The 25,821-nt window shown below is 65.3% G+C and carries 24 protein-coding genes; 20 read left to right on the top strand and 4 right to left on the bottom strand.

Annotated elements, in window-relative coordinates; translation table 11 throughout:
- Positions 1-8 precede the first annotated feature (8 nt).
- From NUW87_RS08005 to NUW87_RS07965, 9 genes are all read left to right on the top strand, one after another.
- Complete coding sequence (locus NUW87_RS08005; RefSeq protein WP_269027972.1) at positions 9-818, top strand: DUF6779 domain-containing protein; 810 nt, start codon at positions 9-11, stop codon at positions 816-818.
- Positions 819-1,520 (top strand): 6PGD fold domain-containing protein, encoded by a 702-nt coding sequence (locus tag NUW87_RS08000; protein WP_269027971.1) that lies wholly within the window; start codon positions 819-821, stop codon positions 1,518-1,520.
- Positions 1,521-2,312, top strand: a complete 792-nt coding sequence (locus NUW87_RS07995; protein ID WP_269027970.1) for a pantoate--beta-alanine ligase — start codon at positions 1,521-1,523, stop codon at positions 2,310-2,312.
- A gap of 20 nt (positions 2,313-2,332) precedes the next feature.
- The gene (locus NUW87_RS07990; protein WP_269027969.1) at positions 2,333-3,592 is read left to right on the top strand and encodes a hypothetical protein; all 1,260 of its coding nucleotides are present in this window, start codon (positions 2,333-2,335) and stop codon (positions 3,590-3,592) included.
- A 16-nt stretch (positions 3,593-3,608) separates the two neighbouring features.
- A complete protein-coding gene (gene lysS / locus NUW87_RS07985; RefSeq protein WP_269027968.1) occupies positions 3,609-5,120 on the top strand; it encodes a lysine--tRNA ligase in 1,512 nt (503 codons plus the stop codon).
- 79 nt (positions 5,121-5,199) lie between these two features.
- Positions 5,200-7,257 (top strand): glucose PTS transporter subunit IIA, encoded by a 2,058-nt coding sequence (locus NUW87_RS07980; RefSeq protein WP_269027967.1) that lies wholly within the window; start codon positions 5,200-5,202, stop codon positions 7,255-7,257.
- Positions 7,250-8,941, top strand: coding sequence for a phosphoenolpyruvate--protein phosphotransferase (gene ptsP / locus NUW87_RS07975; RefSeq protein ID WP_269027966.1), 1,692 nt, complete (start codon positions 7,250-7,252; stop codon positions 8,939-8,941). The genes NUW87_RS07980 and ptsP overlap by 8 nt, the downstream gene beginning before the upstream one ends.
- A gap of 74 nt (positions 8,942-9,015) precedes the next feature.
- Positions 9,016-9,828 carry a MetQ/NlpA family ABC transporter substrate-binding protein gene (locus tag NUW87_RS07970; protein ID WP_269027965.1) on the top strand — a complete coding sequence of 271 codons (813 nt, stop codon included), beginning with the start codon at positions 9,016-9,018 and terminating at the stop codon, positions 9,826-9,828.
- A gap of 185 nt (positions 9,829-10,013) precedes the next feature.
- Entirely contained in the window at positions 10,014-12,752 is a 2,739-nt protein-coding gene (locus tag NUW87_RS07965) for an ATP-dependent Clp protease ATP-binding subunit (RefSeq protein WP_239217992.1), read from the top strand.
- Here NUW87_RS07965 and NUW87_RS07960 read toward each other — a convergent pair.
- On the bottom strand, positions 12,686-14,101 hold the full coding sequence (locus tag NUW87_RS07960) for an alpha/beta fold hydrolase (protein ID WP_239217994.1): 1,416 nt from the start codon (positions 14,099-14,101) through the stop codon (positions 12,686-12,688). The two genes, NUW87_RS07965 and NUW87_RS07960, sit on opposite strands and share 67 nt — an antisense overlap.
- Before the next feature lie 90 nt (positions 14,102-14,191).
- Here NUW87_RS07960 and NUW87_RS07955 point away from each other — a divergent pair, with 90 nt between their 5' ends.
- Positions 14,192-14,362, top strand: a complete 171-nt coding sequence (locus NUW87_RS07955; protein ID WP_074432070.1) for a DUF4236 domain-containing protein — start codon at positions 14,192-14,194, stop codon at positions 14,360-14,362.
- Here NUW87_RS07955 and NUW87_RS07950 read toward each other — a convergent pair.
- On the bottom strand, positions 14,341-15,222 hold the full coding sequence (locus NUW87_RS07950) for an iron-sulfur binding domain-containing protein (protein ID WP_269027964.1): 882 nt from the start codon (positions 15,220-15,222) through the stop codon (positions 14,341-14,343). The genes NUW87_RS07955 and NUW87_RS07950 overlap by 22 nt on opposite strands.
- Here NUW87_RS07950 and NUW87_RS07945 point away from each other — a divergent pair.
- Together NUW87_RS07945 and NUW87_RS07940 are read left to right on the top strand one after the other, a co-directional pair.
- Entirely contained in the window at positions 15,221-15,841 is a 621-nt protein-coding gene (locus tag NUW87_RS07945; protein ID WP_239217998.1) for a carbonic anhydrase, read from the top strand. The genes NUW87_RS07950 and NUW87_RS07945 overlap by 2 nt on opposite strands.
- A 9-nt stretch (positions 15,842-15,850) precedes the next feature.
- Positions 15,851-16,516, top strand: coding sequence for a hypothetical protein (locus NUW87_RS07940; protein WP_269027963.1), 666 nt, complete (start codon positions 15,851-15,853; stop codon positions 16,514-16,516).
- Here the strand turns inward: NUW87_RS07940 and radA are convergent.
- The gene (gene radA, locus NUW87_RS07935) at positions 16,509-17,861 is read right to left on the bottom strand and encodes a DNA repair protein RadA (protein WP_239218002.1); all 1,353 of its coding nucleotides are present in this window, start codon (positions 17,859-17,861) and stop codon (positions 16,509-16,511) included. The two genes, NUW87_RS07940 and radA, sit on opposite strands and share 8 nt — an antisense overlap.
- A gap of 88 nt (positions 17,862-17,949) precedes the next feature.
- A complete protein-coding gene (locus tag NUW87_RS07930) occupies positions 17,950-18,480 on the bottom strand; it encodes a hypothetical protein (RefSeq protein WP_269027962.1) in 531 nt (176 codons plus the stop codon).
- Positions 18,481-18,661: 181 nt separating this feature from the next.
- On the opposite strand from NUW87_RS07930, the gene NUW87_RS07925 reads away from it, so the two are divergent.
- The 8 genes from NUW87_RS07925 to cysS all read left to right on the top strand — a co-directional run bounded on the left by NUW87_RS07925 (position 18,662) and on the right by cysS (position 25,819).
- Positions 18,662-19,252: a CarD family transcriptional regulator gene (locus NUW87_RS07925; protein WP_239218006.1), complete on the top strand. Its 591-nt coding sequence runs from the start codon at positions 18,662-18,664 to the stop codon at positions 19,250-19,252.
- Complete coding sequence (gene ispD / locus NUW87_RS07920; protein ID WP_269027961.1) at positions 19,230-19,931, top strand: 2-C-methyl-D-erythritol 4-phosphate cytidylyltransferase; 702 nt, start codon at positions 19,230-19,232, stop codon at positions 19,929-19,931. Before NUW87_RS07925 ends, ispD begins: the two co-directional genes overlap by 23 nt.
- A gap of 152 nt (positions 19,932-20,083) precedes the next feature.
- Positions 20,084-21,556, top strand: a complete 1,473-nt coding sequence (locus NUW87_RS07915) for an HNH endonuclease signature motif containing protein (RefSeq protein ID WP_269027960.1) — start codon at positions 20,084-20,086, stop codon at positions 21,554-21,556.
- Positions 21,553-22,038, top strand: coding sequence for a 2-C-methyl-D-erythritol 2,4-cyclodiphosphate synthase (ispF, locus tag NUW87_RS07910; protein WP_239218012.1), 486 nt, complete (start codon positions 21,553-21,555; stop codon positions 22,036-22,038). The genes NUW87_RS07915 and ispF overlap by 4 nt, the downstream gene beginning before the upstream one ends.
- Positions 22,039-22,100: 62 nt before the next feature.
- On the top strand, positions 22,101-23,354 hold the full coding sequence (locus NUW87_RS07905) for a hypothetical protein (RefSeq protein WP_269027959.1): 1,254 nt from the start codon (positions 22,101-22,103) through the stop codon (positions 23,352-23,354).
- Positions 23,355-23,363: 9 nt separating this feature from the next.
- The gene (locus tag NUW87_RS07900; protein WP_269027958.1) at positions 23,364-23,924 is read left to right on the top strand and encodes a hypothetical protein; all 561 of its coding nucleotides are present in this window, start codon (positions 23,364-23,366) and stop codon (positions 23,922-23,924) included.
- A complete protein-coding gene (locus tag NUW87_RS07895; RefSeq protein ID WP_269027957.1) occupies positions 23,925-24,482 on the top strand; it encodes a hypothetical protein in 558 nt (185 codons plus the stop codon).
- 11 nt (positions 24,483-24,493) lie between these two features.
- Positions 24,494-25,819 carry a cysteine--tRNA ligase gene (cysS, locus tag NUW87_RS07890; protein ID WP_239218020.1) on the top strand — a complete coding sequence of 442 codons (1,326 nt, stop codon included), beginning with the start codon at positions 24,494-24,496 and terminating at the stop codon, positions 25,817-25,819.
- The last annotated feature ends 2 nt before the right edge of the window (positions 25,820-25,821 follow it).

Raw genomic sequence — 25,821 nt, 5'->3', positions numbered from 1 at the left:
TGTTGGGCATGAGTGCCCAGAATGCGTCCCCAGACCGCGCGAGCCTATGGGTCATCGTGCCTTTTGTGGTCGCTGTCATCGGCACCGTGGTCATGCTGTTCACCAACTCCGCCAACGCGCTGAAGGTCGCGCTGATCTTCGCGCTGTGGGCCGGTGCCGCCGGGATCCTGGTCAACTCCAAGGTGCGCCGGGACCGCGACGCCGCTACGTCTGAGGCTGCGGCCGCTGAGCAGCGCATCCAGGAGCAAGAGCAGCGCCACCGGGAAGAGCTTGAGGCCCGGCCGGGCGGGTCTTCCGTGGACGTGGAGACGCTGCGCGAGCTGCAGGAGCAGATCCAGGCGCTGCGCGCCCAGCTGGAGGAGCTCAACGGCCGCGTCTTTGAGTACGAGCCCGCCGCGGTGCAGGCTCGCGCACGCCGCATCAGCGAGCTGGAGTCGAAGCCAGAACCAGAACCAACCCCGGAACCCGCCCCGGAGCCGCAGCCGCAGCCGGCACACAGCCCGTCCACGGACGATACCGTCGTGATCAGTCGCGTGCGTTCCTCCCGCCCGACCGGTGCGCCGAGCTCGGACGCGATCGCGGGCCGTATTGGCACCCAGCCGTCCGCGCGCCCGGCGCGCAACCCGCTGTCCGACCTGATCAACGAGCGGGAAGCGGAGAAGGCGAAGGCAGAACCCGCCCCGGAACCAACCCCAGAACCCGCACCGGAACCAGCGCCCGAGCCGAAGCCCGAACATCGTTCTGGCCGCCGCCGCGCCGATGAGCGGGGAGAGGGCTCGGTTTCCGTCGCCGAGCTGCTCGCTCGCCAGGGGAAGTAGATGCCGCCTCGCCTGTTGGTGGGGGCGGTGTTCGGCGTCTCGCCGCTTGCGGAGCGCTTCGAGCGCGCCGGCCACACGGTGCGTGCGCTGGACATCCACAATGACCCCGGCGCAATCGCGCACGTGGACCTTGTGCTTCTCGACGCCCCTTCGGCCGACATCCGCACCGCCTGCGAAACCCTCGCCGACCACGCGCGGCCGCGGCAGATGTTTTTGCACACCGCGCTGGACGAGGGCCAGCAGCTGCTCGACGATGTGGAGACCGCCCAGGCAATCACCATGTGCGCCCACAACATCTTCGACAACGTGTGGGTGACCTCGGCCGCCGACGAGCTCGGCGAAACGGTGGTGGGGTTGCTCATCACGGAAATTGGCGGGGTGAGCTTGCGTATTAACGACGACGCACGCCCCGCGATCGCCGCCGCCCAGGAGCTGCGGGCAATGGAATCCGTCATCCGCGACGACGCGCAGGCGATCCTCGCTGAGGCAGTGCCGGGGTTCGACGCGGTGGCGCAGCAGTTCTTCCAAGCCCCGCCGGCGCCACGACATGCCCACGACACGCAGCGGCTGGATCAACTCGTTCAGGCGCTGCCGGGTCCGGGCGTTCGCCGCCTGTTTGTTGATCTTGTGCGCAGGCGTGGTGAGGTGGACCAGGACACCGACACCGAGCTATGGGTGATTCAGAAATACGAGGGAGGATAAATGGCTTTTGAACCAGGCCAGGCAGTGGTGGTCACCGACGAGGCGCTCTTGGCCACCTACGGTCGGGCGTTTCGCAAGATTGGCAAGTCGGTGGTTGTGGTGCCGCTGGGTGCGGACATCCACGGCGGGCACGTGGAGCTCATCCGCGCGGCGAAGTCGCTGCTCGGCTCCTACGTGGTGGTCATCTTCTCAGGCGACGAGGTGCCTGAGGTGTTCGCCCGGGAGAAGGTTGACGTGGTCTTCCACGGCGAGCTGGCCACGACCGTGCGGGTGGATTCGGGCGTGGAACCGCTGGAAGACCCGCAACTTACCCAGAAAGAGGTCGCGCGGATCCTCACCGCGATCAACGCGACCCACGCCACGGACGTGGTGCTGGGGGAGAAGGACTTCGAGGTGCTGGTAGCAACCCAGTACGCGGTGTCCGGGCTGCGCATGGAGTGCAAGCTCCACAGCGTGCCCACGGTGCGAACCCCGGATGGGTTGGCGCTGTCGAACAGGAACGCGCTTGTCGCCGTCGATAAGCGGGAAGCTGCGCTAGCGCTCTCGGCCGCGCTGACAGCTGGGGCGCACGCCGCGGAGCGCGGAAAAGCGAAAGTGCTGGAAACCGCCCGCGGTGTCCTGGAGGCCGCAGGCGTCACCCCGACGTACCTGGAGTTGCGCGATCTAGCGATGCGCGAGGCGCCCGCAGAAGGCGACGCGCGGCTGCTCGGAGCGGTGGATCTGGGCGGGGTGCACCTGATGGACAACGTGGGTCTGCCGCTGGGGGTCGGCTTCAAGCACGTTGAAGCATGACACCCGGTAGACTCTCGCGCATGTCCAACGCCACCATCGCCGGAATGCTCGCAGAACGCTTCGGGTTCACCTTCACCCCGGAGCAGGTTGCGCAAACCGGAAGCACCGAGACGTCCACGCTCTACACCGCCACCGACGACACAGGCCACGGTGTTGAGGTGGAGGTCTTTAGCGCCCCCGTGGATTCCGCGATCGGTGACGAAGTCAACACCCTGAACTCCCGCCTCGCGCTGGCGGCGCACCCGGGCGCCTTCCAGCCGCGCAGCGTGGGCACCACCGAGGACGGCAAGCTGTTCGTCCTGCGTGAGGCGCCCACCGGCACCCCGCTGTCGGAGCTGATTGCGAAGAAGGGCGCCACGTTCACCCCGCAGGAGGTGCGCGACCTGCTCGCCCCGGTGGCCGAGGCGATCGACGATTACGACTTGAAGGGCCTGTCTGGCTTCGTTTCGCGCTCCATCACCCCGGAGCGCCTCCTGGTGCAGCCGCAGTGGTCCACCACCCCGGTCAAGCTCACCCTTGTGGGGCCGAGCACCGACCCGGCGCAAAGCGACGAGGCGGCAGCGAAGGGCAACGTGGACAAGTTTGCCAACGTGGTTGCGCTAATGACCGGCGACGAACCGCGCTCCGGGGCGCGCACCTGCGCCGGCGTACTGGAGACCGCTCCGGCCGAGCACGTGGCCATTGCAACGCCTGACCAGTCCGTGGCGCCGCGCCCGCAGGACGGCTACCGCAAGCCGCCGGAGCCCTACGCCTATGGCACGGACGGCAACTACGTGCGCACGGTGCCGACGAAGCAGCAGCAGAAGACTGCGCCGTGGCCGTGGATCATCGCCATCCTCGCGCTGCTGCTGATCGCGCTGGCGGCGCTGTGGTACTGGAGCACCCACCGCGGCGAGGAGTGGACCAGCGCGGAAGCGCAGATCGCGGAGGACTACCCGAAGGTTGTGTCTGAGCGCGCAGGCCAGAAGGGCTGGAAGGACCTCGTCTGCGAGCCGGGCTCGCTGGACACCGACCAGGTGGGCAAGATCCGCTGCGCTAACGATGAGCTGGGTGTTTCTGCCGCGCAGTACGCTTCCGAGTCCGACCGCGACGATGCTGTGCCGGACCCGAGTGAGGCCGTGGTCCTGGGCTCTGGCGAGTGCACGATCTACTCCTACGAGCTGCCGGACGCTAACCCGCCAGCGTATGTGATGACACCGCAGGACAAGCCGGAGTACCTGTTCATCGTCAATGGTTTCGACGCGGAGAACCAGCGACTGGACCTCCCGGTGTGCGAATAAGCTACGATTATTCGCCGTGACTACGCAGGACTTTTCAGAGCAGCAGCAAATCCGCAGGGAGAAGAGGCAGAGGCTTATCGACGAAGGGCGGGACGCCTACCCCGTCGAGGTCGATCGCACGACGTCTCTGAAGGGCCTTCGCGCCAAGTACGACGGCACGCTGGAGCCCGGCGAGGAGACGCAGGACGAGGTCGCCGTCGCCGGCCGCATTATGTTCCAGCGCAACACCGGCAAGCTGTGCTTCGCCACCCTGCAGGAGGGCGACGGCACCCAACTGCAGGTCATGCTTTCGCTGGCTGAGGTCGGCGAAGAGGCGCTTGGGCAGTGGAAGGCCGACACGGACTTGGGCGATATCGTCTCCGTGCGCGGCCGGGTCATCTCGTCGCGTCGCGGCGAGCTGTCCGTGATGGCGAAGTCCTGGCACATGGCCTCGAAGTCGCTCAACCCGCTGCCGGTGGCGTTCGCGGACATGAACGAGGAGCAGCGGGTGCGCCGCCGCTACACCGACCTGATCATGCGCGAGGACGCGCGCACTAACGCCATGACCCGCATCAAGGTCATCGCGGCGGTGCGCAAGTACCTCACTGGCCTGGACTTCGTGGAGATTGAGACGCCGATGCTGCAGACGCTGCACGGCGGCGCCGCGGCACGTCCGTTTATCACCCGCTCCAATGCGCTGGACATCGACCTGTACCTGCGCATCGCGCCGGAGCTCTTCCTCAAGAGGGCTGTGGTCGGCGGCATCGAGCGCGTCTTCGAGATCAACAGGAACTTCCGCAACGAGGGCGTGGATTCCTCCCACTCCCCGGAGTTCACCATGCTGGAGACCTACCAGGCGTGGGGCACGTACAAGGACGGCGCGGCCACCATGAAGGGCCTTGTGCAGTTCTGCGCGGAGGAAGTCTTCGGCTCGCAAAAGGTCACGCTTGCGGACGGCACGGAGTACGACTTCGGCGGCGAGTGGAAGGTCTTGGAGATGTACCCGAGCTTGAACGAGGCGCTGCAGCGCAAGTTCCCGGGGCAGCCGGAAGTGACCATCGACACCGACGTGGACACGCTCAAGGGCATCGCGGAAACCATCGGCCTGAAGGTGCCGGAAAACGCCGGTTGGCTGCACGGCAAGCTGGTGGAGGAGATCTGGGAGGAGCTGTGCTCCGACCAGCTCTACGAGCCGACCTTCGTGGTCAACTTCCCGGTGGAGACCTCGCCTTTGACCCGCGACCACCGCGACAAACCCGGCGTGACCGAGAAGTTCGACCTGTATGTCCGCGGCTTCGAGCTGGCCACCGGCTACTCCGAATTGGTTGATCCGGTGATCCAGCGCGAGCGCTTCGAGGACCAGGCCCGCCTGGCCAGCGCCGGCGACGACGAGGCGATGCAGCTCGACGAGGACTTCCTCGCCGCGATGGAGCAGGGCATGCCCCCGACAGCCGGTTGCGGCATGGGCGTGGATCGCCTGCTGATGGCCCTGACCGGCCTGGGCATTCGCGAGACCGTCCTTTTCCCGATGGTGAAGCCGGAGGCATAACTCCAACAGTTGTGTGTGGTGGTTATAACCAACTAAAGTTTGGTGCGATCAATCTTTTGCGGTTGGAAGGAGCACCAGCATGGCCACCACCAAGGCAAGCCTGCAGGATCAGGCTGCCGATATCCTCGCGGGCGTCGGCGGGGCGGACAACATCGCGTCCATGACGCACTGCGCGACGCGTCTTCGCTTCGAGCTAAACGACGCATCCCTCGCCGACAAGGACCGCCTCGAAGCAAACCCGAAGGTGATGGGTGCGGTCCCGCAGGGCGGCAGCCATTACCAGGTCATCGTCGGTGGCGACGTGGCCAGCGTGTACAACGCGATGAACCGCCTGCCGGAGATGGCCGGCCGCGACGTGTCCAACGAGGACCTGAAAGCCCAGCAGCGCGACAAGGCCAAGGGCAAGGTCCCGTGGCTGGACGCGTTCTTCGAATACCTCTCCGATTCGTTCCGCCCAATCCTGGGCGTGCTTCTCGGTGCGTCGCTGATCATCGCGTTCGCCGCGGTGCTCGACGCGTTCCACCTTGTGGACTTCCGCGCCGAGGTGAAGACCCCTGGCTGGCAGTTTGTGGATGCAATGTGGAGCTCCGTGTTCTTCTTCCTGCCGGTGGCGGTGGCCTACAACGCGGGTAAGAAGCTGGACATCGACCCGTGGGTGCCGGCCGCGATCATGCTGGCGCTGTTCACCCCGAACTTCATGGAACTGGCCGACCACCCCGAAGCGCGCGTGGTGGAGCTCTTCGGCGAGCCGACCGACGTTGTCGACGTCTTCGGCCTGCCCATGATCCATAACGGCTACGACGGCAACGTCTTCGTGCCGCTGATCATGGCCGCGGTTGCAGCCCTGGTGTACAAGGCACTGCAGAAAATCATCCCCTCCGCAGTGCACATGGTCTTCGTGCCGTTTTTGACGCTGCTGGTGATGATCCCGGTGACCGCCTTCCTCATCGGCCCGTTCGGCTACCTGCTCGGCGCCTGGATCGGCACCGGTCTGGCCTGGATGAACGGCAACGCGCCGTTCATCTTCGCGATCCTCATCCCGATGCTGTACCCGTTCCTCGTGCCGCTCGGCCTGCACTGGCCGCTCAACGCCCTGATGCTGGTCAACATTGACACCCTCGGCTACGACTTCATCCAGGGGCCGATGGGTGCGTGGAACTTCGCCTGCTTCGGCGCCACCGCCGCTGTGCTCGCGATTTCTTTGCGCGACCGCGACCCGCTGATGCGCCAAACCTCCGGCTCCGCGCTCGCTGCCGGCCTGCTCGGCGGTATCTCCGAGCCGTCGCTCTACGGTATCCACCTGCGCTACAAGAAGATCTACCCGCGTATGCTCGTGGGCTGCTTCGCCGGCGGCCTGACCATCGCGATCCTGGGTACCCCGTTCGGTGGCGTGAAGACGAACGCATTCGTATTCACTTCGCTGCCGACCATGTTCGTGTTCGACCCGGTGTGGGTGTACATGGTCGCCATCGCGGTGGCGTTCTTCACCGCGTTCTTCATCATCCTGATCACGGATTACCGCACCCCGGAGGAGAAGGCGGAGGCGCTCGCCCGCGCCGCTGCCGCGCGCAATGCCGACGAGGCCGAGGAGGCCGAGCTGGTTGAGGACGAAGTCACGGCCACGGATGACCCGGCGAAGCTGACGTCGGAAAGCAATGCGGATGCCACTGTGCTCGCGCCCATCGCAGGCCAGGCGGTCGCGATGGAAGCGCTCTCCGATGCCGCATTCGCCTCCGGCGCCCTCGGCCAGGCCGTCGGCGTCACGCCGGAAAACGCCACGCTTACCGTGGTCGCGCCTGCGGCCGGCAAGGTGATTTCCGTGGCGAAGACGGGCCACGCCTACGGCATCAAGACCGAAAACGGCGTGGAGCTGCTCGTCCACATCGGCGTGGACACCGTCAAGCTCGGCGGCGAGGGTTTCACCCCGCTGGCGGAGAAGAAGCAGATGGTCAACGCGGGCGACCCGCTGGCGGAGGTTGACTTCGCCGCAATCGCCGGTCACGGCGTGGACACGACGGTTATCACTACAGTGGTGAACTCGAAGAAGCTCGGCGGCGTTAATGACGTTGCAGACGGCACGGTCGTCGCTGGCGATCCGATTCTCGAGGTCACAACTGAGGTGAACACGAATGTCTAACCGCACCGTCCTGCACGGCATCGGCGTTTCGGCCGGCACCGCGTCCGGCCCGATCGCCGTGGTCACGCCCGCAGTGGGTATCGACGAGCACGAGCCCGCCTCCACCGATCCGGCAGCTGACAGCGAGCGCATTCGCGCCGTGCTTAACGACGTCGCGGCGTCGCTCTCCGCACGCGCCGAGCACGCCAACTCGGATTCGGCGAAAGCCGTGCTGGACGCGACGGCTGCCTTGGCAACCGACAAGGGCCTCATCCGCGGCATCGACAAAGAGCTGAAGAAGGGCACCGGCCCGACGAAGGCGATCCACGACGCGGTGGAGCTCTACGCCAACAAGCTGCGCAAGATCGGCGGCTACATGGCCGAGCGCGTCACCGACCTCTACGACATCCGCGACCGCGCCACCGCGCGCCTGCGGGGCCTGCCGGAGCCGGGAATCCCGGATCTGACCGAGCCGTCCATCCTGATCGCGCACGACCTCGCGCCGGCGGAGACCGCAACGCTGGACAAAAACCTCGTCCGCGGCATCGTCACCGAGGCTGGCGGCGCGACCTCGCACACCGCCATCCTCGCCGCACAATTGGGCATTCCGTGCGCTGTGCAGGTCAAGGGCATCGCTGACGCGACTGTGGACGCTCCGCTGGTCGCCCTCGACGGCGGCGTCGGCGAGGTCATCGTCGCACCGAACGCATCGGACGTGGAGGAACTCGAGGAGCGTTCCCGCCGCCGCGCGGCAGCCCTGGCCGGCTCCTCCGGTGAGGGCGCGACCCGCGACGGGTACAAGGTCAAGCTGCTGGCCAACACCGGCACCGCAGAGGACGCCGCAAAGGCAGCGGGCTACGACCTCGAAGGCTCCGGCCTGTTCCGCTCCGAGTTCCTCTTCCTCGATCGCGACTCCGCCCCCAGCCTGGAGGAGCAGACCGAGACCTACACGAAGGTGCTCGAAGCCTTCGGCAGCCGCCGCGTGGTGGTGCGCACCCTGGACGCGGGCGCGGACAAGCCGCTGTCGTTCGCGGATCTTGGGGAGGAGGAAAACCCGGCGTTGGGCCGTCGCGGCCTGCGCCTCTCGCAAGCGCGCGAAGACCTGCTGGACACCCAGCTGGAGGCGCTCGCAAGCGCAGCGAAGAACGTCCCCGACTCCGAGCTGTGGGTCATGGCGCCGATGGTCGCCACCGTGGAAGAAGCCAAGTGGTTCGCCGAGCGCGCCCGCGGCGCCGGGCTGACAAAGGTCGGCGTGATGGTGGAAACCCCGGCGGCCGCCATCCGCGCCGGGCAGGTGCTGGAAGAGGTGGACTTCGCCTCCATCGGCACCAACGACCTGTCGCAGTACACGATGGCCGCGGACCGCATGCAGGGCGAGCTGGCTGAGCTGCTCTCACCGTGGCAGCCCGCGGTGCTGTCCATGATCCGTGAGACCTGCCGCGGCGGCGAAGCCACCGGCAAGCCGGTCGGCGTGTGCGGCGAGGCGGGCGGCGACCCGCTGATGGCACTCGTGTTGGTGGGCCTCGGTGTGAAGTCCCTGTCGATGGCCCCGGGCAAAGTCAATGCCGTGCGCGCCGCGCTGCGCCTGCACGACTTTGACACCTGCCGTCAGATGGCCAACTTCGCCGTTGATGCCCGCACTGCGGAGAGCGCACGCGAGGCTGTGCTGAACCTCGCTGATCCGGTGCTGAAGGATATGCTGTAAGTAAATCTTCCGGAAATGAACTGTGCTGTCTAATCTGTATAGACAGCACAGTTCATTTGTTTGAGGAGAGTTTCATGAGGCGTTTCGCAGCAGCCACGTTGGTCGCAGTCCTAGGCTTTGGTGCCGTTGCGTGTTCGGATGAGTCCGCTGACGACGAGCCGATCACGGTGCTTGCGCAGGCTACTCCGCACGCGGAGATCCTGCGGTACGTGGACGAGTCCAATCCGGATTACGAGCTAGACGTCAAGGTTGTTCCCGGCGGACCGGACCCGAACATGTCGGTGTCCAATGGTTCGGCCGACGCGAATTTCTACCAGCACCCGCCGTACCTCCGCGATTGGGAGAATGAGACCGGCGAGCACCTGGTCAACGTAGTCGGCGTCCATATTGAGCCGTTGGGGATGTACTCGAACTCGATTGACGCAATTGACCAGTTGGAGGACGGGGCCAAAATTGTGACGCACAATTCACCGTCCAATCTCGCTCGAGCGCTCATACTGCTCGAGGCGAATGGGGTCATCAGCTTGCATAAGAAGGTTGATCCGGACAATGTGTCCAAGATCAACCTGCAGTCAATCGCTTCGAACCCGAAGAATGTAGAGATCGTGCCCGTGGAAGACACTCTGGTCATCCAGTCGCTTTCAGATAAGACCGTCGACGGCGTTATCGCCACATCCAATTTCGCGTTGGAGGTTGGGCTCAGCCCGGCGCAGGATGCAGTCATCGCCGAAAGCCCAGAGAACAACCCCTACGTGAATATCCTCGCAGCCAACGAAGAAGCGGCGAAGGATCCTCGCATGGAGAAGTTGGCTGCGGACCTTTCGTCTCCGGAAACGGCTGAGTGGATCCGGCAAAAGTACGACGGTTCCGTCATTCCGGCGAACTAATGGTGATCCACGGGATCGACGTCGATAGGCAAGGCCCACGAAGCCTGTTCGCTAAGGGTGAACATCGCCTCTCACCTGCGATTATCGACGACCATGCGGGTATGCGCGAACAAACCAGGGAAGTGATGTCGGACCCCGGCGTTATGGTGGTGGACAACTGATTTAGGAAAGAAGGGGTCAGCCACATGTTCGAGCGGTTTACCGACCGGGCCCGTCGCGTCATCGTCCTTGCACAGGAGGAGGCGCGCGAGCTCAACCACAATTACATGGGCACCGAGCACATCCTGCTCGGCCTGATCAAGGAGGGCGAGGGCGTCGCAGCGAAGGCGCTCGAGTCCATGGGCATCAACCTCGACGACGTGCGCCGCGAGGTCATCGACATTATCGGCCACGGCACCCAGCCGGTGACGGGCCACATCCCGTTCACCCCGCGCGCGAAGAAGGTGCTGGAGCTTTCCCTGCGCGAGGGCCTGCAGATGGGCCACAAGTACATTGGCACCGAGTTCCTGCTTCTCGGCCTCATCCGTGAGGGCGACGGTGTGGCGGCCCAGGTGCTGATCAAGCTCGGCGCGGACCTGCCGCGCGTGCGCCAGCAGGTTATCCAGCTGCTGTCCGGCTACGAGGGCGGCGAGGGCCAGAACCCGGAATCCCCGCAGCAGGGCCAGCCGGGCTTCGCAGGTGCCGGCGCGGGTCCACGCGCTGGTGGCGGCCCGCAGGGCGGCGAGCGCTCCAACTCGCTGGTGCTGGATCAGTTTGGCCGCAACCTCACCGCGGCGGCCAAGGAAGGCAAGCTCGACCCGGTTGTCGGCCGCGACAAGGAGATCGAGCGCGTTATGCAGGTGCTGTCGCGCCGCACCAAGAACAACCCGGTCCTCATCGGCGAGCCCGGTGTGGGTAAGACCGCCGTGGTTGAGGGCCTCGCCCTGGACATCGCCAACGGCAAGGTCCCGGAGACGCTGAAGGACAAGCAGGTCTACTCCCTGGACCTTGGTTCCCTGGTGGCGGGTTCCCGCTACCGCGGCGACTTTGAGGAGCGCCTGAAGAAGGTGCTCAAGGAGATCAACCAGCGCGGCGACATCATCCTGTTCATCGACGAGATTCACACCCTCGTCGGCGCGGGTGCCGCAGAGGGTGCCATCGACGCGGCTTCGCTGCTGAAGCCGAAGCTGGCGCGCGGCGAGCTCCAGACCATCGGCGCGACCACGCTGGACGAGTACCGCAAGCACATTGAGAAGGACGCGGCCCTTGAGCGTCGCTTCCAGCCTGTGCAGGTGGACGAGCCGTCCGTGGAAGACACTGTGCAGATCCTCAAGGGCCTGCGCGACCGCTACGAGGCGCACCACCGCGTGTCCTACACCGACGACGCCCTCAAGGCGGCAGCGACGCTGTCGGACCGCTACATCAACGACCGTTTCCTGCCGGACAAGGCCGTCGATCTTCTCGACGAGGCCGGTGCCCGCATGCGCATCAAGCGAATGACCGCCCCGGAGGACTTGCGCGAGGTGGACGACCGCATCTCCGAGGTTCGCAAGGAGAAGGAAGCGGCGATCGACGCCCAGGACTTCGAAAAGGCCGCCGGCCTGCGCGACACCGAGCGCAAGCTGGGGGAGGAGCGCTCCGCCAAGGAAAAGAAGTGGCGCTCCGACGACCTGGAGGAGATCGCCGAGGTCGGCGAGGATCAGATCGCGGACGTGCTGGCCAACTGGACCGGCATCCCGGTGTTCAAGCTCACCGAGAGCGAGTCGAACCGTCTGCTCCACATGGAAGATGAGCTGCACAAGCGCATCATCGGCCAGGACGAGGCAGTCAAGGCTGTCTCCCGCTCCATCCGCCGCACCCGTGCCGGCCTGAAGGACCCGAACCGTCCGTCCGGCTCCTTCATCTTCGCCGGCCCTTCCGGTGTGGGTAAGACGGAGCTGTCCAAGGCACTCGCGGAGTTCCTCTTCGGCGACGACGACTCGCTGATCCAGGTGGACATGGGCGAGTTCCACGACCGCTTCACTGCCTCGCGCCTCTTCGGCGCACCTCCGGGATACGTCGGCTACGAAGAGGGCGGCCAGCTCACCGAGAAGGTACGCCGCAAGCCGTTTAGCGTGGTGCTTTTCGACGAGATCGAGAAGGCGCACAAGGAGATCTACAACACGCTTCTCCAGGTGCTCGAAGAGGGCCACGTCACCGACGGCCAAGGCCGCAACGTGGACTTCAAGAACACGGTGCTGATCTTCACCTCGAACCTGGGCACCTCCGACATTTCCAAGCCGGTCGGCCTGGGCTTCACAGGAGACAGCGCCACGGATTCCGAGGCGCAGTACGAGCGCATGAAGGGCAAGGTCCACGACGAGCTGAAGAAGCACTTCCGTCCGGAGTTCCTGAACCGCATCGACGAGATCGTGGTGTTCAAGCAGCTCAACCAGGACGAGATTGTCAAAATGGTGGACCTGCTCATCAGCCGCGTGGACAAGAACCTGGCCGCGCAGGACATGGGCATCGAGCTGACCGAGAACGCGAAGAACCTGCTCGCAGTCCGTGGCTTCGACCCGGTGCTGGGTGCGCGCCCGCTGCGCCGCACGATTCAGCGCGAGATCGAGGACATCCTGTCGGAGAAGATTCTGTTCGGCGAAATCGGCGCCGGCGAGATCATCACCGTGGATGTCGAAGGTTGGGACGGCGACGTCGAGGCTGCGCGCAAGGAACGAGGCAAGGCCGCGCCGGACGCGACGTTCACCTTCACCCCGCGTCCGCGCCCGCTGCCTGCAGAGGCCTTCGACGTGGAGCCGGAGGACGAGGTCCGCGACATCGAGCCGGAGCGCACCCAGCCGGAGTCCGAGGCCTCAGAGTTCCCGGATGAGCGCGAAGATCAGAAGGACAGCGACGGCAAGGAAGGCGGCGACGGCAACGAGGGCAACGGCCCCGAGCCGGTGTAAGCGTAAGCCCACAAGCCCAGGGCGCCGAGAGTGCCCAGCACGGAGAACACGATAGCGGTGATCTCCACGGCGTTGAGCCCCTCCACCACCTCATACTCGGGGTGGTCGGAGGGGCACACCTGTTTCATGGGCCTGCCCTTGAAGCGGTCGGATAGCCAGTCCGAGACGTTGCCGGTCTGCAGCAGCAGCGGCAGCGCGTGGCCGGAGCCCGGCGCGCGCGGGGTGAGCTCGCGGCGGCCGGACGACAAAGGCTGCGTGGGCGACCCCGGCACCACCACGCGGCGGTACTCCACATCGGCGCCGATTGCGCAGTAGTCCTCGGCCAGCTGGGTGGCCTGCGGCTCCGGCACAAGGTCGTCGTCCGGGTTGGTCAGCACCATGATCGGCGCGTTCGGCTTCACCTTGCCAAGCTTGTTGTGCTCGAGGTATTTGCCGATGCGCTCGTCTTCCTCCGCGATGTCGGCGAAGGTCTTGCCGTCGACGAAGATGTCGCCGGTGATCTTTGGGGCGTTCCTTGAGGCGTCCACCACGCACGAGGTTTTCAGGTCCTCTAGCAGGGCCTTGCCGTCGTCGGTGAGATACCCGTCGAGAGCCTCGCGGAATTCGGGGTAGGTCTCCGAGTAGCTGGCGGCGGCGAAACCCGCCACTGCGGTGAGCATCGGTGCGGACGCCTGCTGCAGCACGCCCAGTGGGTCGGCCGGGGGAGCTCCAGAGAAAGTACCAACCACGTTGAGCTCCGGGGCGTAGTCGCCGACGAGCTCCGCGGCCGCCGCAGCCGCGCCTCCGCCCTGGGAGTAGCCCCAGAACGCCACCTTCTCGCCGCGTTTGGCTACGGCGCGGGCAGCATCAATTACTGCCCGGCCCTGGTCGACGCGGTTGAGGTAAGTGTGCAGGCCGTCGGTGCCCAAGCCCATGTAGTCCGTGACTACCACGCGGTAGCCGTCGTCGAGAAGCATCTGCACCATTGGCACTTCGTAGTTGATGTTCACCGTGCCGTTGGGCCCGAGGGAGGACAGCATCGACGATGCCGCCGACGGTGCGCACTGGTCGCCCAGGCCGCGCGTGCCCGGGGCGAGAACGATCAGGCCCTTCGCAAACGGACGGTCGTACAGTGCGCCGGTGACCGGCACTTTCTCGCCGCGCTCGTTGACGGAGGTGTAGCGGATGCGCTTGCCGTTGGACCCCAGCACCCGCTTTTTCGCGTCAAGCTTGCCGGGGCTATCACCCGCCGCGCCGTCAAGCGCCTGCGAGGACATCTCCGGGAGCGACGAAAGCGACGACGCGTCACCGATCACCTCGAAGGTGGACGAGCCGACCGACGACAACGACGACAGGGACTCCGCGCTCAAATCCTCAGCGTGCGCAGAGGGACAAATCAGGAGAGGGACAGCAAAAAGACACCACCGTTTACGCATAGGAAGCAGTGTAAGCTCCCGCCCATGGGAATTCAGTACCGCAAGCGCCAAAAGATCAGCGACGGCAGCTGGCTCAACTACTCCAAGTCCGGTGTGTCCGCGTCGAAGAAGATCGGACCGGTCACCTTCAACTCCCGCGGCGGCGTGTACGTGAAGCTGCCCGGCGGGCTGCACTACCGCGGCAGGTGGAAGTAACCCTTCTCGTCTTGTTCGGCCAGGCCGTCCTCGAGCAGTGAAAACAGCGCGCGGGAAAGCTGTGCGGGGTCGTGCCAGAGGTCGTCGATAAGCTTTTGCTCAACCGGCCCCTCGGACTCCCGCAACAACCGCATGATCTTGCCGCGCACCTGGCGGTCGGTGCCGACAAAACGCTGAGCACGCTTCTTCACCTCCGCCTCCGGTTTGCCGGCCGCGAGCCACGCGCACTCAGAGCGCACCGGGCATTCCTCGCATTTCGGCGCCCGCGCGGTGCACACGAGCGCGCCGAGCTCCATCAGCCCAACAGAAAACTCGGGGCCATTCTGCTCCGGCAAGAGCGCCGCAACCTGCTCGATTTCCTTCTTGCCGGGTGCCCCGAGCGCCTCGCCGCGCTCCACGCGGGCCACCACTCGCCGCACATTCGTGTCCACAACCGGCACGTTTTTCCCGTACGCGAAGCACGCCACCGCCCGCGCGGTGTAGTCGCCGATCCCGGGGAGCGCCAGCAGCTTATCGACGTCCTCCGGCACCTCCCCGCCATGCTCATCCACAATGACCTGCGCGCATTCTTTGAGACGCAGAGCCCGGCGCGGGTAGCCCAGGCTGCCCCAGGCGCGCAGGATCTCATCCGTGCCAGCCTGCGCGAACGCCGCCGGGGTGGGCCAGCGTTGCATCCATTCCTGCCAGATCGGCGCGACGCGCTCGACCTGGGTTTGATGGCTCATCACCTCGCTGAGCAGCACGCCCCACGGAGACGTTGACGAGTTTCGCCACGGCAGTTCGCGAGCGTTGGCTCGATACCAGGAAAGGATCTTGTTTTGGCGCAGTTTCGTCACAATGCGTGCAACAATAGCGGTCATGACTAATGTGACCGACCTCCAGGCCGCCACCACACCCCGCGAAGTGTGGGAGCTGCTGAAAGCCGGCAACGAGCGTTTCGCCACCGGCAACACCGCGGACCCGCGCCGCGACCCCGCAACCCGCCAGCAGCTCACCTCCGGCCAGAACCCGGCAGTGTGCGTTGTGGGCTGCTCCGACTCGCGCGTGCCAATTGAGCTGCTTTTCGACGCCGGTTTCGGCGACATCTTCGTCATCCGCACCGCCGGCGGCTGCGTGGACTCCGCGGTGTCGGCGTCCGTCGAATACGCCGTGGACGGCCTCGGTGTCGACCTCGTGCTTTTCCTCGCCCACGAGAAGTGCGGCGCCGTGGGGGCAGCCGTGGAAGCACTCAGCTCCGGCGACATCCCGCCGGGGCTGACGCGCGTGTTCGTGGAGAAGATTTCGCCGGCCGTCGCCGAGGCGAAAACCCGCGGCGAGCAGGTGGAGCAGGCGCACGCACGCAACGGTGCAGAGCACCTGGTGGCCCGCATCCCGTCCGTCATTTCCGGGCTGGAGCACAAGACGGTGGGTGTGGTTGGTGCGCGATACCGCCTGTCCGACGGCCGTGTCGAGACCACCTACGAAAACTTCGGCGATTAAGTTATAGGCATGTCGAACCAGCGCCCACTGCCTCCGGAGATCTACATGCGCCGCCGCGTGGCGGCCCTCGTCATCCTGTTGGTGATTGTGGCGCTTTTGGTGTGGGGACTGTCCGCGTTCGCCCGCGGCGGCAAGACCGACGAGACGGAAAGCACCCCCGAGACCGTGTCGGAAGCACCGTCCACCACCCTGGCCACCGAGCCGACGGTGCAGCTTTCCGAGGAGAGCACGACCAGCCCCACCCAGTCGAGTGAAGAAACCGTCGCCGCTCCCGTGAAGAAGGGCAGCTGCGAGCTGGCTGACCTGAAGATCCACGCCTCCAGTAACCAGCCCTCCTACGCCGTCGGGGTCCAGCCGGTGTTTTACATGGAGGTGGAAAACCCGACCGACACCGACTGCGTGGTTAATCTGGACGACAACCTGCTGCGCTTCGAGGTCTACGACATGGCCACCAACGACCGCATCTGGTCCGACACCGACTGCTACCCGCCAGTCGCCGCCGGCTCCGTCGAGTTCGCGCCGGGCGAGAAGCGACGCTGGGAGGCCCGCTGGTCCGCCACCGCATCGCAGCCGGGACAGTGCGACAGCCGCCCGGAAGTGAAGGCTGGCTCCTACTTCCTGCACGGCGTGATCGGGGATAACGCCTCCGACGCAAGCCCCTTCAACATCACCTAAGCCGCTCGAGCGCCTCCGCGAGGGTGGAGACGGGGCGGACCGTCAGGCCGTCGATAGACAGCTTCTCCCCGGCAGGCACGATCGCGCTGGTGTAACCCATGCGCGCCGCTTCTTGGAGGCGCCGGCCGAGGTTGGGCACGCGCCTGATCTCGCCCGCCAGCCCCACCTCGCCCACGACCACCGTTTTCGCAGGCAGTGGCTTTTCGTGCAGGCTCGACCACGTGGCCAGCGCGACGGCGAGGTCCGTGGCCGTCTCCGTGATCTTCACCCCGCCGACGGTGGCCACGTACGCGTCCTTGTCGTTCGTGCGTTCCCCGCAGCGCGCTTGCAGCACCGCCAGCACCATGGGCACCCGGTTGAAATCGAGGCCGGTGACCACGCGCCGCGGGCTCTTGTTCACCGGGTCCACGGTCAGCGCCTGCACCTCAGCGAGGATAGGGCGCACGCCGTCCATCGCCACCGTCACTGCGGATCCGTCCGGCGTTTTCCCGCGGTGCGACAGGAACAACCCCGACGGGTCCGGCACCTCCCGGATGCCGCTGGAGGTCTGCTCGAAGCAGCCGACCTCGTCCGTGGCGCCGAAGCGGTTCTTAATGCCGCGGAGCATTCTTAGCGACGACTGCCTGTCCCCCTCAAAGTTCAACACCACGTCCACCAGGTGTTCCAGCACGCGCGGGCCGGCGACGTTGCCGTCCTTGGTCACGTGCCCCACTAGCAGCACCGGGATGTTCGTGGTCTTGGCCAGCGTGGTCAGCGCCGCAGTGACCGCGCGGGACTGCGCCACGCCGCCGGCGACGCCCTCGACGCCGGCGGCGTGCATGGTCTGCACCGAATCCACAATCAGCAACGACGGCTTCAGCTGCTCCACGTGCCCAAACACCACGTCCAGGTTGGACTCGGCGGCCAGATACAGCGTGTCCACCAGCGCCTCCGTGCGCTCGGCGCGGGCCCGGACCTGGCCCGCAGACTCCTCCGCCGTGACGTAGAGCGCCTTGCGTCCCTGCTTTGCCCAGCGCGACGCCACCTCCAGCAACAGCGTGGACTTACCCACACCGGGCTCGCCCGCCATCAGCACCACGGAGCCGGGCACCACACCGGAGCCGAGCACGCGGTCCAGCTCCCGGATGCCGGACTTCACAGTCTTCGTCGCCGCAGCCTCGACCTTCGTGATCGGGCTCGCGGGAGCTGACGGTGTCAGCGAGGACGTCTTCACCGGGCCCGAAGCAGCCGGCGCCTCCTCTTGGAGCGTGCCCCAAGACCCGCACTCGGGGCAGCGGCCGAGCCACTTGGGGGAGGAGTAGCCGCACTCGGTGCAGGTGTGGATCACACGGGGTTTCTTTGCCATGCGCCACACCGTATAACACGGCCCCGACACGGTGTTCGAACATGAAAAAACCGCTGGTTAAACCAGCGGTTTCGCAAGAAGGGGGAGCTTAGACCTCGCGGTCCACCTGGCCGGAAGCCAGGGTCGGGGCGGACACGGTTGCCACGACATCCAGGGAGCCGGTGTCGAAGTTGAAGGTCACCGGCACGTTGCCGCCGTAGGCGAAGTCGTCGTTCGCCAGTGTGGTCGCGGTGTACTCGATGCAGTTGTCGTTTTTGTCCTGCGGCATGCGCTCCAGACCATCCTTGGAATCCGCAACCAGCGCGCAGTTGTAGGCGATGGAGGAGTTGCCGGAGATGGTCACGTTCTGGCCGTCCACGTCGACGGACTTCAGGATGTGGTCCTTCATAGCGGTGTCCTGGTTGGTGGCGGTGAACTTCAGGGCGGCCTGGCCGTCCTCAGCGAGCACCACGGTCACGTCCTGCACGGCGACGGAACCGTCCTCGGTGGAGGCGCTAGCGCCGTCAACGGCCGCAACCTGGTTCGAGGTTTGGGTGATCTGGCCAGCGGAGCAGCCAACGAGGGCCAGGGTGGCGCAGCCAGCGACGGCGGCGGCAGCGACGCGCTTCAGGGACTTCACGGGGTGTCCTCCATCATCAAACTCATTCGAGGGTTTCCTCCGCAATACTCTAGCGTCTGCACAGTAAGTTTTCCCACTTGCTCCCCCTATTGGGCGAGCCGACCTTTGGTCGTCGATAAGCGAAGTGCGGGGTGGTAGGGTGTTGGGGTCTGAACTTCGCCTAACGACGCAAGGAGCCGCAATGGAATTCAAGGTCGGAGAAGTGGTTGTGTACCCGCACCACGGAGCGGCCCGAATCGCCGATATCGAGCAGCGCGAGATGCGCGGAGAGACCCTCGATTACCTGGTGCTGCAGATTCTCCACTCGGACCTTGAAGTGCGCGTTCCGGTGAAGAACTCCGAGCTTGTCGGTGTGCGCGACGTGGTCAACGAGGAAGGCCTGCAGAAGGTGTTCTCCGTGCTGCGCGAGACCGACGTGGAGGAGGCGGGCAACTGGTCCCGCCGCTACAAGGCCAATCAGGAGCGGCTCGCGTCCGGCGACATCAACAAGGTCGCGGAGGTTGTCCGCGACCTCTGGCGCCGCGACCAGGGTAAGGGCCTTTCCGCAGGTGAAAAGCGCATGCTGGGTAAGGCGCGCCAAATCCTCGTCGGCGAGCTCGCGTTGGCGGAGCCGGTGGATGAGAAGAAGGTCGAGGAGATGGATAAGCAGATCCAGGCCATCATCGACGAGCAGGTCAAGGCCGGAATTTCCGTGGACCCGGGCCAGGTCGACGATGATGACGAGGTGGATCTGGACGACCTCTCCTTCGATGACGAGGACGACGGCAAGTAAATTGCGCCGCGAAACCGTGGCGGTTGTCGCCGCCGCCGGGCAGGGGACCCGCCTGGGCGCCGAAGTGCCCAAGGCATATGTGGCGCTTGGTGGCCGGACGCTGCTCGAGCGCTCCGTGGCGACGATGTCCGAGGTCGTCGACCACGTTGTCGTAGTGGTCAGCCCGTCGATGGAAACGCGCGCCCGCGAGCTCCTGGCCGGCTACGAGGTCCAGTTCGTGCATGGAGGTGCGGAGCGCGCGGACTCCATCTTCGCGGCACTCAAAGCGATTTCGCTTGACGACGCCTGCGTGGTCGTCCACGACGCCGCCCGCGCGTTAACCCCCGCGGCGATGGTTTCGCGCGTAGTTGACGCGGTGCTTAGCGGCGCCCCTGCCGTGGTGCCTGTGGTGCCGGTGGCGGACACTGTGAAGCGGGTTTCGGGGGAGATCGTCGAAGAGACCCTGGACCGTTCTGCGCTTCGCGCTGCCCAGACGCCGCAAGGGTTTGACCTGCGGATGCTGCGCGAGGCGAACGAAAAGTACCTCGCCGAGAAACCAGCGTTTGTCGCCACCGACGACGCCTCCCTTATGGAGTGGTTCGGTGTGCCGGTCGTGTCCGTGGAGGGGGATCCCATGGCGTTCAAAATCACCACCCCGCTGGATTTGCGGTTGGCGGAAAGCGTGGTCGGCGCGTTCTAAGGCCCGTGTCGGGGTCGTTTGCTATAGGTAGCGTGGGGAGATCTCGCCTTAACAGGGGTTCGAAAACATATCCGAAAAAGTTTTGAAAAACCCTTGACGTGGAAAATGTGTCGGCATTATGTTCGACGTTAGTTCCGGGAGGAAGGTGAGACATGAACGGAACTTTTGCAACGGAGAGAGAAGGCTGTCCGATCGCCGCAGCAGGCCAGGCGATGCGGGAGGCGGAGTTCCAGATCTTCCACCGCTACGCCAGGCCGTTGGTAGAAGTGGAGGACTTCGAACTAGAGGCCTATTCGATTGCGATGGCCGTAGGGGAGAGCCAGAGTTGGGCTGAAAGTGGGATTCTTGGGTATTCGGTGCTCGCTGATTTACCGAAGCTGCGGGCGCTGCAGGAAGAGACTCGCCGGTTGGACGTGAGACGCCTGTCGGCCATCGAGTCCACCTTGAACCGGCTCAACCACCTGGCCACGCCAGACATTCTCGCCGGCATGGACGAGTACCTGGTCAAGGTTTTCACGCCGCGACGGGTGGGGGCGGAGTTGCCGTCGCCAAGCTCGCTGCGTCGCCGCCTGCGCGAGCGGATCCAGCGCATCGATTCGGACCTGGCGCCGAACCAGAAGAAGATCAAGGACAGGAAGAAGGAGAAGGACCTGCCGCTTGGCACCTGCCGCAGCCACTTCTACGGCCAGGACGACGGCGATGCGGGGCTGAATGTGGAGGGCGACCCCGTCACGGTCAGCCTAATGGAGCGTTTCACCGAACAGGTGGCGCGCGAGCACAAGCTCTCGAGGGACGACGCGATCAAGGCCATCCTCACCGGCGATATTCGTGCGACGCCGAAGGTCGTGCTCTACATGTTCACGTCGAAGACACCGGGCAGCTCGTACTACATCCCGAATTTCGGTTGGACCGACGCGGACGGCACCGCCGCAGTGGAACAGATGCTGGAGGACAACCCGCCCCACGTCGTGGACCTGGACGAAGCGGAGTGCGCCGAAACTGAGGCGTACGTGCCTACCACCGCCATCCGTGCGTTGGTGCAGGCTTGCGACGGGGTGTGCCTCTGGCCCGGCTGCAACGTGAAGGCCGAAAACTGCCAGCTGGACCACCGCATCCCGTTCGACGAAGGCGGCAAGACCACCGCCTCAAACCTGTTCAGCCTCTGTGCGCACCACCACAACCTAAAGACCGATCGCCGCGTCTACTACGTGCCCGATCCGGTTACCGGCGAAATAGTGTGGCTGCACTCGGACGGCACCTTCCAAGTCTCGGCCCCGGAAGGGTTCATCACCGACTATCTGCAGCCGACGAACCCGAGGTGGAAGACAACGCTGGCGAAACGGCGACAGAAACGCAAGGACCGTGCCGAGTTTTACAACCGCTGCCACTCTGCGGTGGAGAAGTACGAAAACGACTTCGACTACGACGCATGCATGGCCACGATCCGCGCGATGGAGGACAGGTTTGGCATGACATTCGAGTATCCGCCGAAAAAGAAGCCGGAGTGCACCCCGGATATTCTCGCCGCGCTGGAAAATCAATGGAAGGAGATTGAGCTCGAGGAGATGCAGGAGTACTACTCCGTCCGCGACTTTAGCGACGCTGAAGTAGCGTCGTACTTATGACAAATCTTCGAGTAGGTACGGCGTTCGACGCCCACCAGATCCAACCCGGGAAGGAATGCTGGATCGCCGGCATTCTCCACGAAGACCAGGACGGCTGCGAGGGGCATTCGGACGGCGACGTGGTCAGCCACGTCATCGTCGACGCCGTATTGTCCGCCTCCGGCCTCGGCGACCTCGGCTCCTTCGTCGGCGTCGGCCGTCCGGAGTATGACGGGGTACGTGGCGTCCAACTACTGCAAGAGCTGAAAGAGCTTCTCGACGCCCACGGTCACACCGTCGTCAACGTCTCCGCCCAACTGATCGGCCAAACCCCGAAGATGTCGCCGGTGCGCGAGGAGGCGGAGCGGGTGCTCTCGGAGGCGCTCGGCGCCCCGGTGTCTGTGTCGGCGACGACCACGGACCACATGGGATTCACCGGCAGCGGCGAGGGCCGTGCGGCCATAGCGACGGCCTTGGTGGAACGAAAGTTCCCTAATTCGTAACTAAAGTTCCTCACCTGCGGTTTTAGCTTCCTTCCAGAGAAATCTGGGGTTACCGTAACCCCATGCGAAAATTACGTACAGCGCTTGCTGCGGTGCTTGGAACCATCGCGGTGGCCCACGCCCCCATCGCGGCGGCGGTCCCGGCGATGCCGCAGGGGTACCCCATCGAAAACCTGGACACGGAGTGCAGCGCCGGCGTCACGCCGGAGTGGCGCTACGGCGAGACCGCCCGCCGCTACCTGGCAGACGGCACCCTCCAGTTCACTAACCGCACCGACCAGACTGTGCCCTACACGGCCACGGTGGAGACGGGCACGAACCGCAAGATCGAGGCCAATTCGAAGGCGGCCCTGCCCAGCGGCTGGGATACCACCGCGAAAGCCGACATCGGCTTGAAGGAGTCCAACGGCTGGATCGAGGGCGAGACCTTCGGCCCGATCGAGCTCGGCCCGGGCGAGTCGTTCCGCGTGGATTACGGCGTGCTGGAGAAGGACTTCATCTCCATGTTTGTCACCTGCGACAACGGCGTGCTGCGCAACGCCCCGGGCGCGAACGTCATCCGCGGTACTGGACCGGCGGAACGCTACGCGTTCGCGTACATCATCAAGGCGGATGGCTCCGTGTCCAACCTGGCAATGGAGATTCCGGCCCGTGCTGAGGGGGCGAATTCGAAGCCTGCCGGCGACACATACACCGCCACCTCTGGGCCGAGCTTGGAAAAGGTGGCGGGGGAACGGGACGCCGTCGTCAAGCCTGATGCGAGCTTCCGCCGCGACGAAGAATGGCCGCAGCTGAATGAGCCCGCACGCGAGGGCGACAAATCCTGGTACCCGCACGACATCGAGGCGGTCGCTCCGACCTTCCGGAAGCCGGGATACTCCCAGGACTTCCTCAACTGGTCCAAGGGCGACTACACCTTCCGTCCAGTGACCGATCACGTCGTCGGCGCGGAGAACGACCAGTACCTCAACTGGATGGGCGAAAACGGCCGGCTGCCGGAAGGGTGGCTCACCTCCGTCGGTGCGGTCAAGCGCGCCTACATGCCGGTGAACACCCCGCTCAAGCCCATCGACCTGAAGCCGGGCGACCGCGTTCGCGTCGAGTACGGCACCACGATGACGCGCATCAACTACAGCGAAATCTCCGCCGGCCGCGACGGGAAATACTCCCGCGTGGTTACGCACCCGCAGTCGGCGGCGCCGTCCGGATTCTGGGCTGAGGCCACCGTGACCAGCAAGGACGGAACCGAGCAGGTCATCGACGTCACCCCAGACGAGTACCGCAACCTCCCCGTACCCACCCAAACCTACCTCTAAGGAACAACCATGAAACGCACCATCGCAATGCTCACCACCGCCGCCGTCGTCGCTCTCGCTCCGGCCGCCAACGCCCTGCCGCAGCGCACCTATGACGAGACGAACCCGACCACCATCGGAGATTCCTGCGCTGTCCCGGGTGACCGCGGCCAGACGGTGGAGATCGTCCGCAGCTACTTCGACGGCTCCGCCGGCACCTGGACCGTGGCGAACTACAACGATGAGCCGCTGCCGGTGACCCGCTCCATCACCGAGACCAAGACCAAGACCTGGAACGTCAGCGCGGGCCTGAGCTTCGACGTGGCCAAGCTGATTCAGTTCACCTTCTCCACCAGCTACACGGACGAGCAGTCCTACGAGGTCGGTGAGAAGGTCGGCCCGTACGACATTGCCCCGGGGAAGACCGCCGTGCTGCAGGCCGGCTGGATCGTCTCCGACTTCAAGGGCCAGGAGACCGTCTGCGGCGCAAACGGCACCTGGGAAGCGGCCGGCAACACCTTCACCGCGACGATGCCGAAGGAACGCCACGTCCGCGTGAGCACCCGCGACAACATCGACTGGGGTGCGTAAATGAAAAAGGCGATCCTCGCAGTGGCGGCGGCGCTTGCTCTGGCGCCTGCTGCCAATGCGGCACCCTACGACTTCGAGCTTCCGCAACGCTGGAACGAGGATCTCGCACCTGGGAGCCGGTGCGCCACCCCGGGCATGACCGACACCTACGTCGATGCGACCCGCCGCTGGTTCAAGCAGACCGACGCCGCGAGCGTGGGCAACGACACCGAAGGCCCGGTGCCGGTGGAACAGACCGTGAAGGAAAAGCGGGTTGAGACCCTCGAGGTATCCGGCACCTTCACCCCGAAGGGCGACCTGGTGAAAAACCTGTCTCGCTCGTACGGCTGGAACTACGTGCACCAGGTCAGCTGGTCGCTGAACCAGGTGGTCGGCCCGTACACCCTCGACGCGGGGAAGCAGGGCAGGCTCGTGTGGGGCTTCACCATGCTCGACGGCGACGCACAGGACGTGAAGTGCAGCGAGGACCAGGTTTGGGAGCCGCTCGGCGAGCAGTACGAGTTCAGCGTTCCTGAGGCTCGCTACTCGGAGCTCAAGGTGGACGAGTCGTCGCTGTAGACTGCGGTGTTGTGAAGCAACGCATTTTCGACACCAAAACCCGCACGCTGCGCGACTTCGAGCCGATCCGGCCCGGACATGTCTCGATTTACCTGTGCGGTGCCACCCCGCAGGCCAAGCCCCACATCGGGCACCTGCGCTCGGGTGTCGCGTTCGACATCGTCCGGCGCTGGTTTATGGCCAACGACTACGACGTCGCGTTCGCGCGCAACGTCACGGACATCGACGACAAGATCCTGACCAAGGCGCGCGAGCACAATCGTCCCTGGTGGGAGTGGGTCTCCACGTACGAGCGCGAGTTCACCCGCGCGTACGACACCCTCGGCGTGCTGCCGCCTTCCGTGGAGCCGCGCGCGACCGGGCATGTGACCCAGATGGTCGACTACATGCAGCGGCTTATCGACGCAGGCTTCGCCTACCCCCGCGATGGCTCCGTCTACTTCGACGTCAATGCCTGGGTTAAGGCCGGCGGGGATTACGGCTCGATCTCCGGCAACAAGCTGGAAGATATGACAGGCGACGACCCGGACTTCGCGCTGTGGAAGGCCGCTAAGCCCGGCGAGCCGAGCTGGCCCACCCCGTGGGGGCCGGGCCGCCCCGGCTGGCACCTCGAGTGCTCGGCAATGTCCACCTGGTACCTCGGCTCCGAGTTCGACATCCACGGCGGCGGGCTGGACCTGCAGTTCCCGCACCACGAGAACGAACAGGCCCAGTCGCACGCCGCCGGCGATGGATTTGCCCATTTCTGGATGCACAACCACTGGGTGACCATGGCGGGCGAGAAGATGTCGAAGTCGCTCGGCAACGTGCTGTCCATCGACGCGATGCTCGAGCAGGTTCGCCCCGTGGAACTGCGCTACTACCTCGGCTCCGCGCACTACCGCAGCGTCCTGGAGTACTCGCCCGAGGCCCTGCAGGAGGCGGCGGCCGGCTACCGGCGCATCGAGGAATTTGTGAAGCGCGCCGGCATGCCCGAGCCCACCACCTGGACCGACGGATTCGCTGAAGCACTCAACGACGACTTCTCCGTGCCCAAGGCGCTCGCCGAGATTCACAACCTCGTCCGCGAGGGCAACAAGGCGAAGGACCCCGCCCCTATCGCTGCGCAGGTTCGTGCGATGGCGGCCGTGTTGGGCGTGGATCCGGGGGCGTGGCCGTCGTCGACAAGCAATAGCAACGCGCTGGATGTGCTGGTGCGCGCGGAGCTGGAACGCAGGGCGACCGCCCGCGCGGAGAAGGACTGGGCGACTGCCGACGAGGTGCGCGACAGGCTGGCCGCGGCCGGCATCGAGGTGACCGACACGGCCGATGGGCCGCAGTGGCAGGTGAAGGAGTAGAT

The organism is Corynebacterium pilbarense, from assembly GCF_026930265.1.
Lineage (GTDB): Bacteria > Actinomycetota > Actinomycetes > Mycobacteriales > Mycobacteriaceae > Corynebacterium > Corynebacterium pilbarense.
This window is presented reverse-complemented; position numbering and strand designations above follow the sequence as displayed.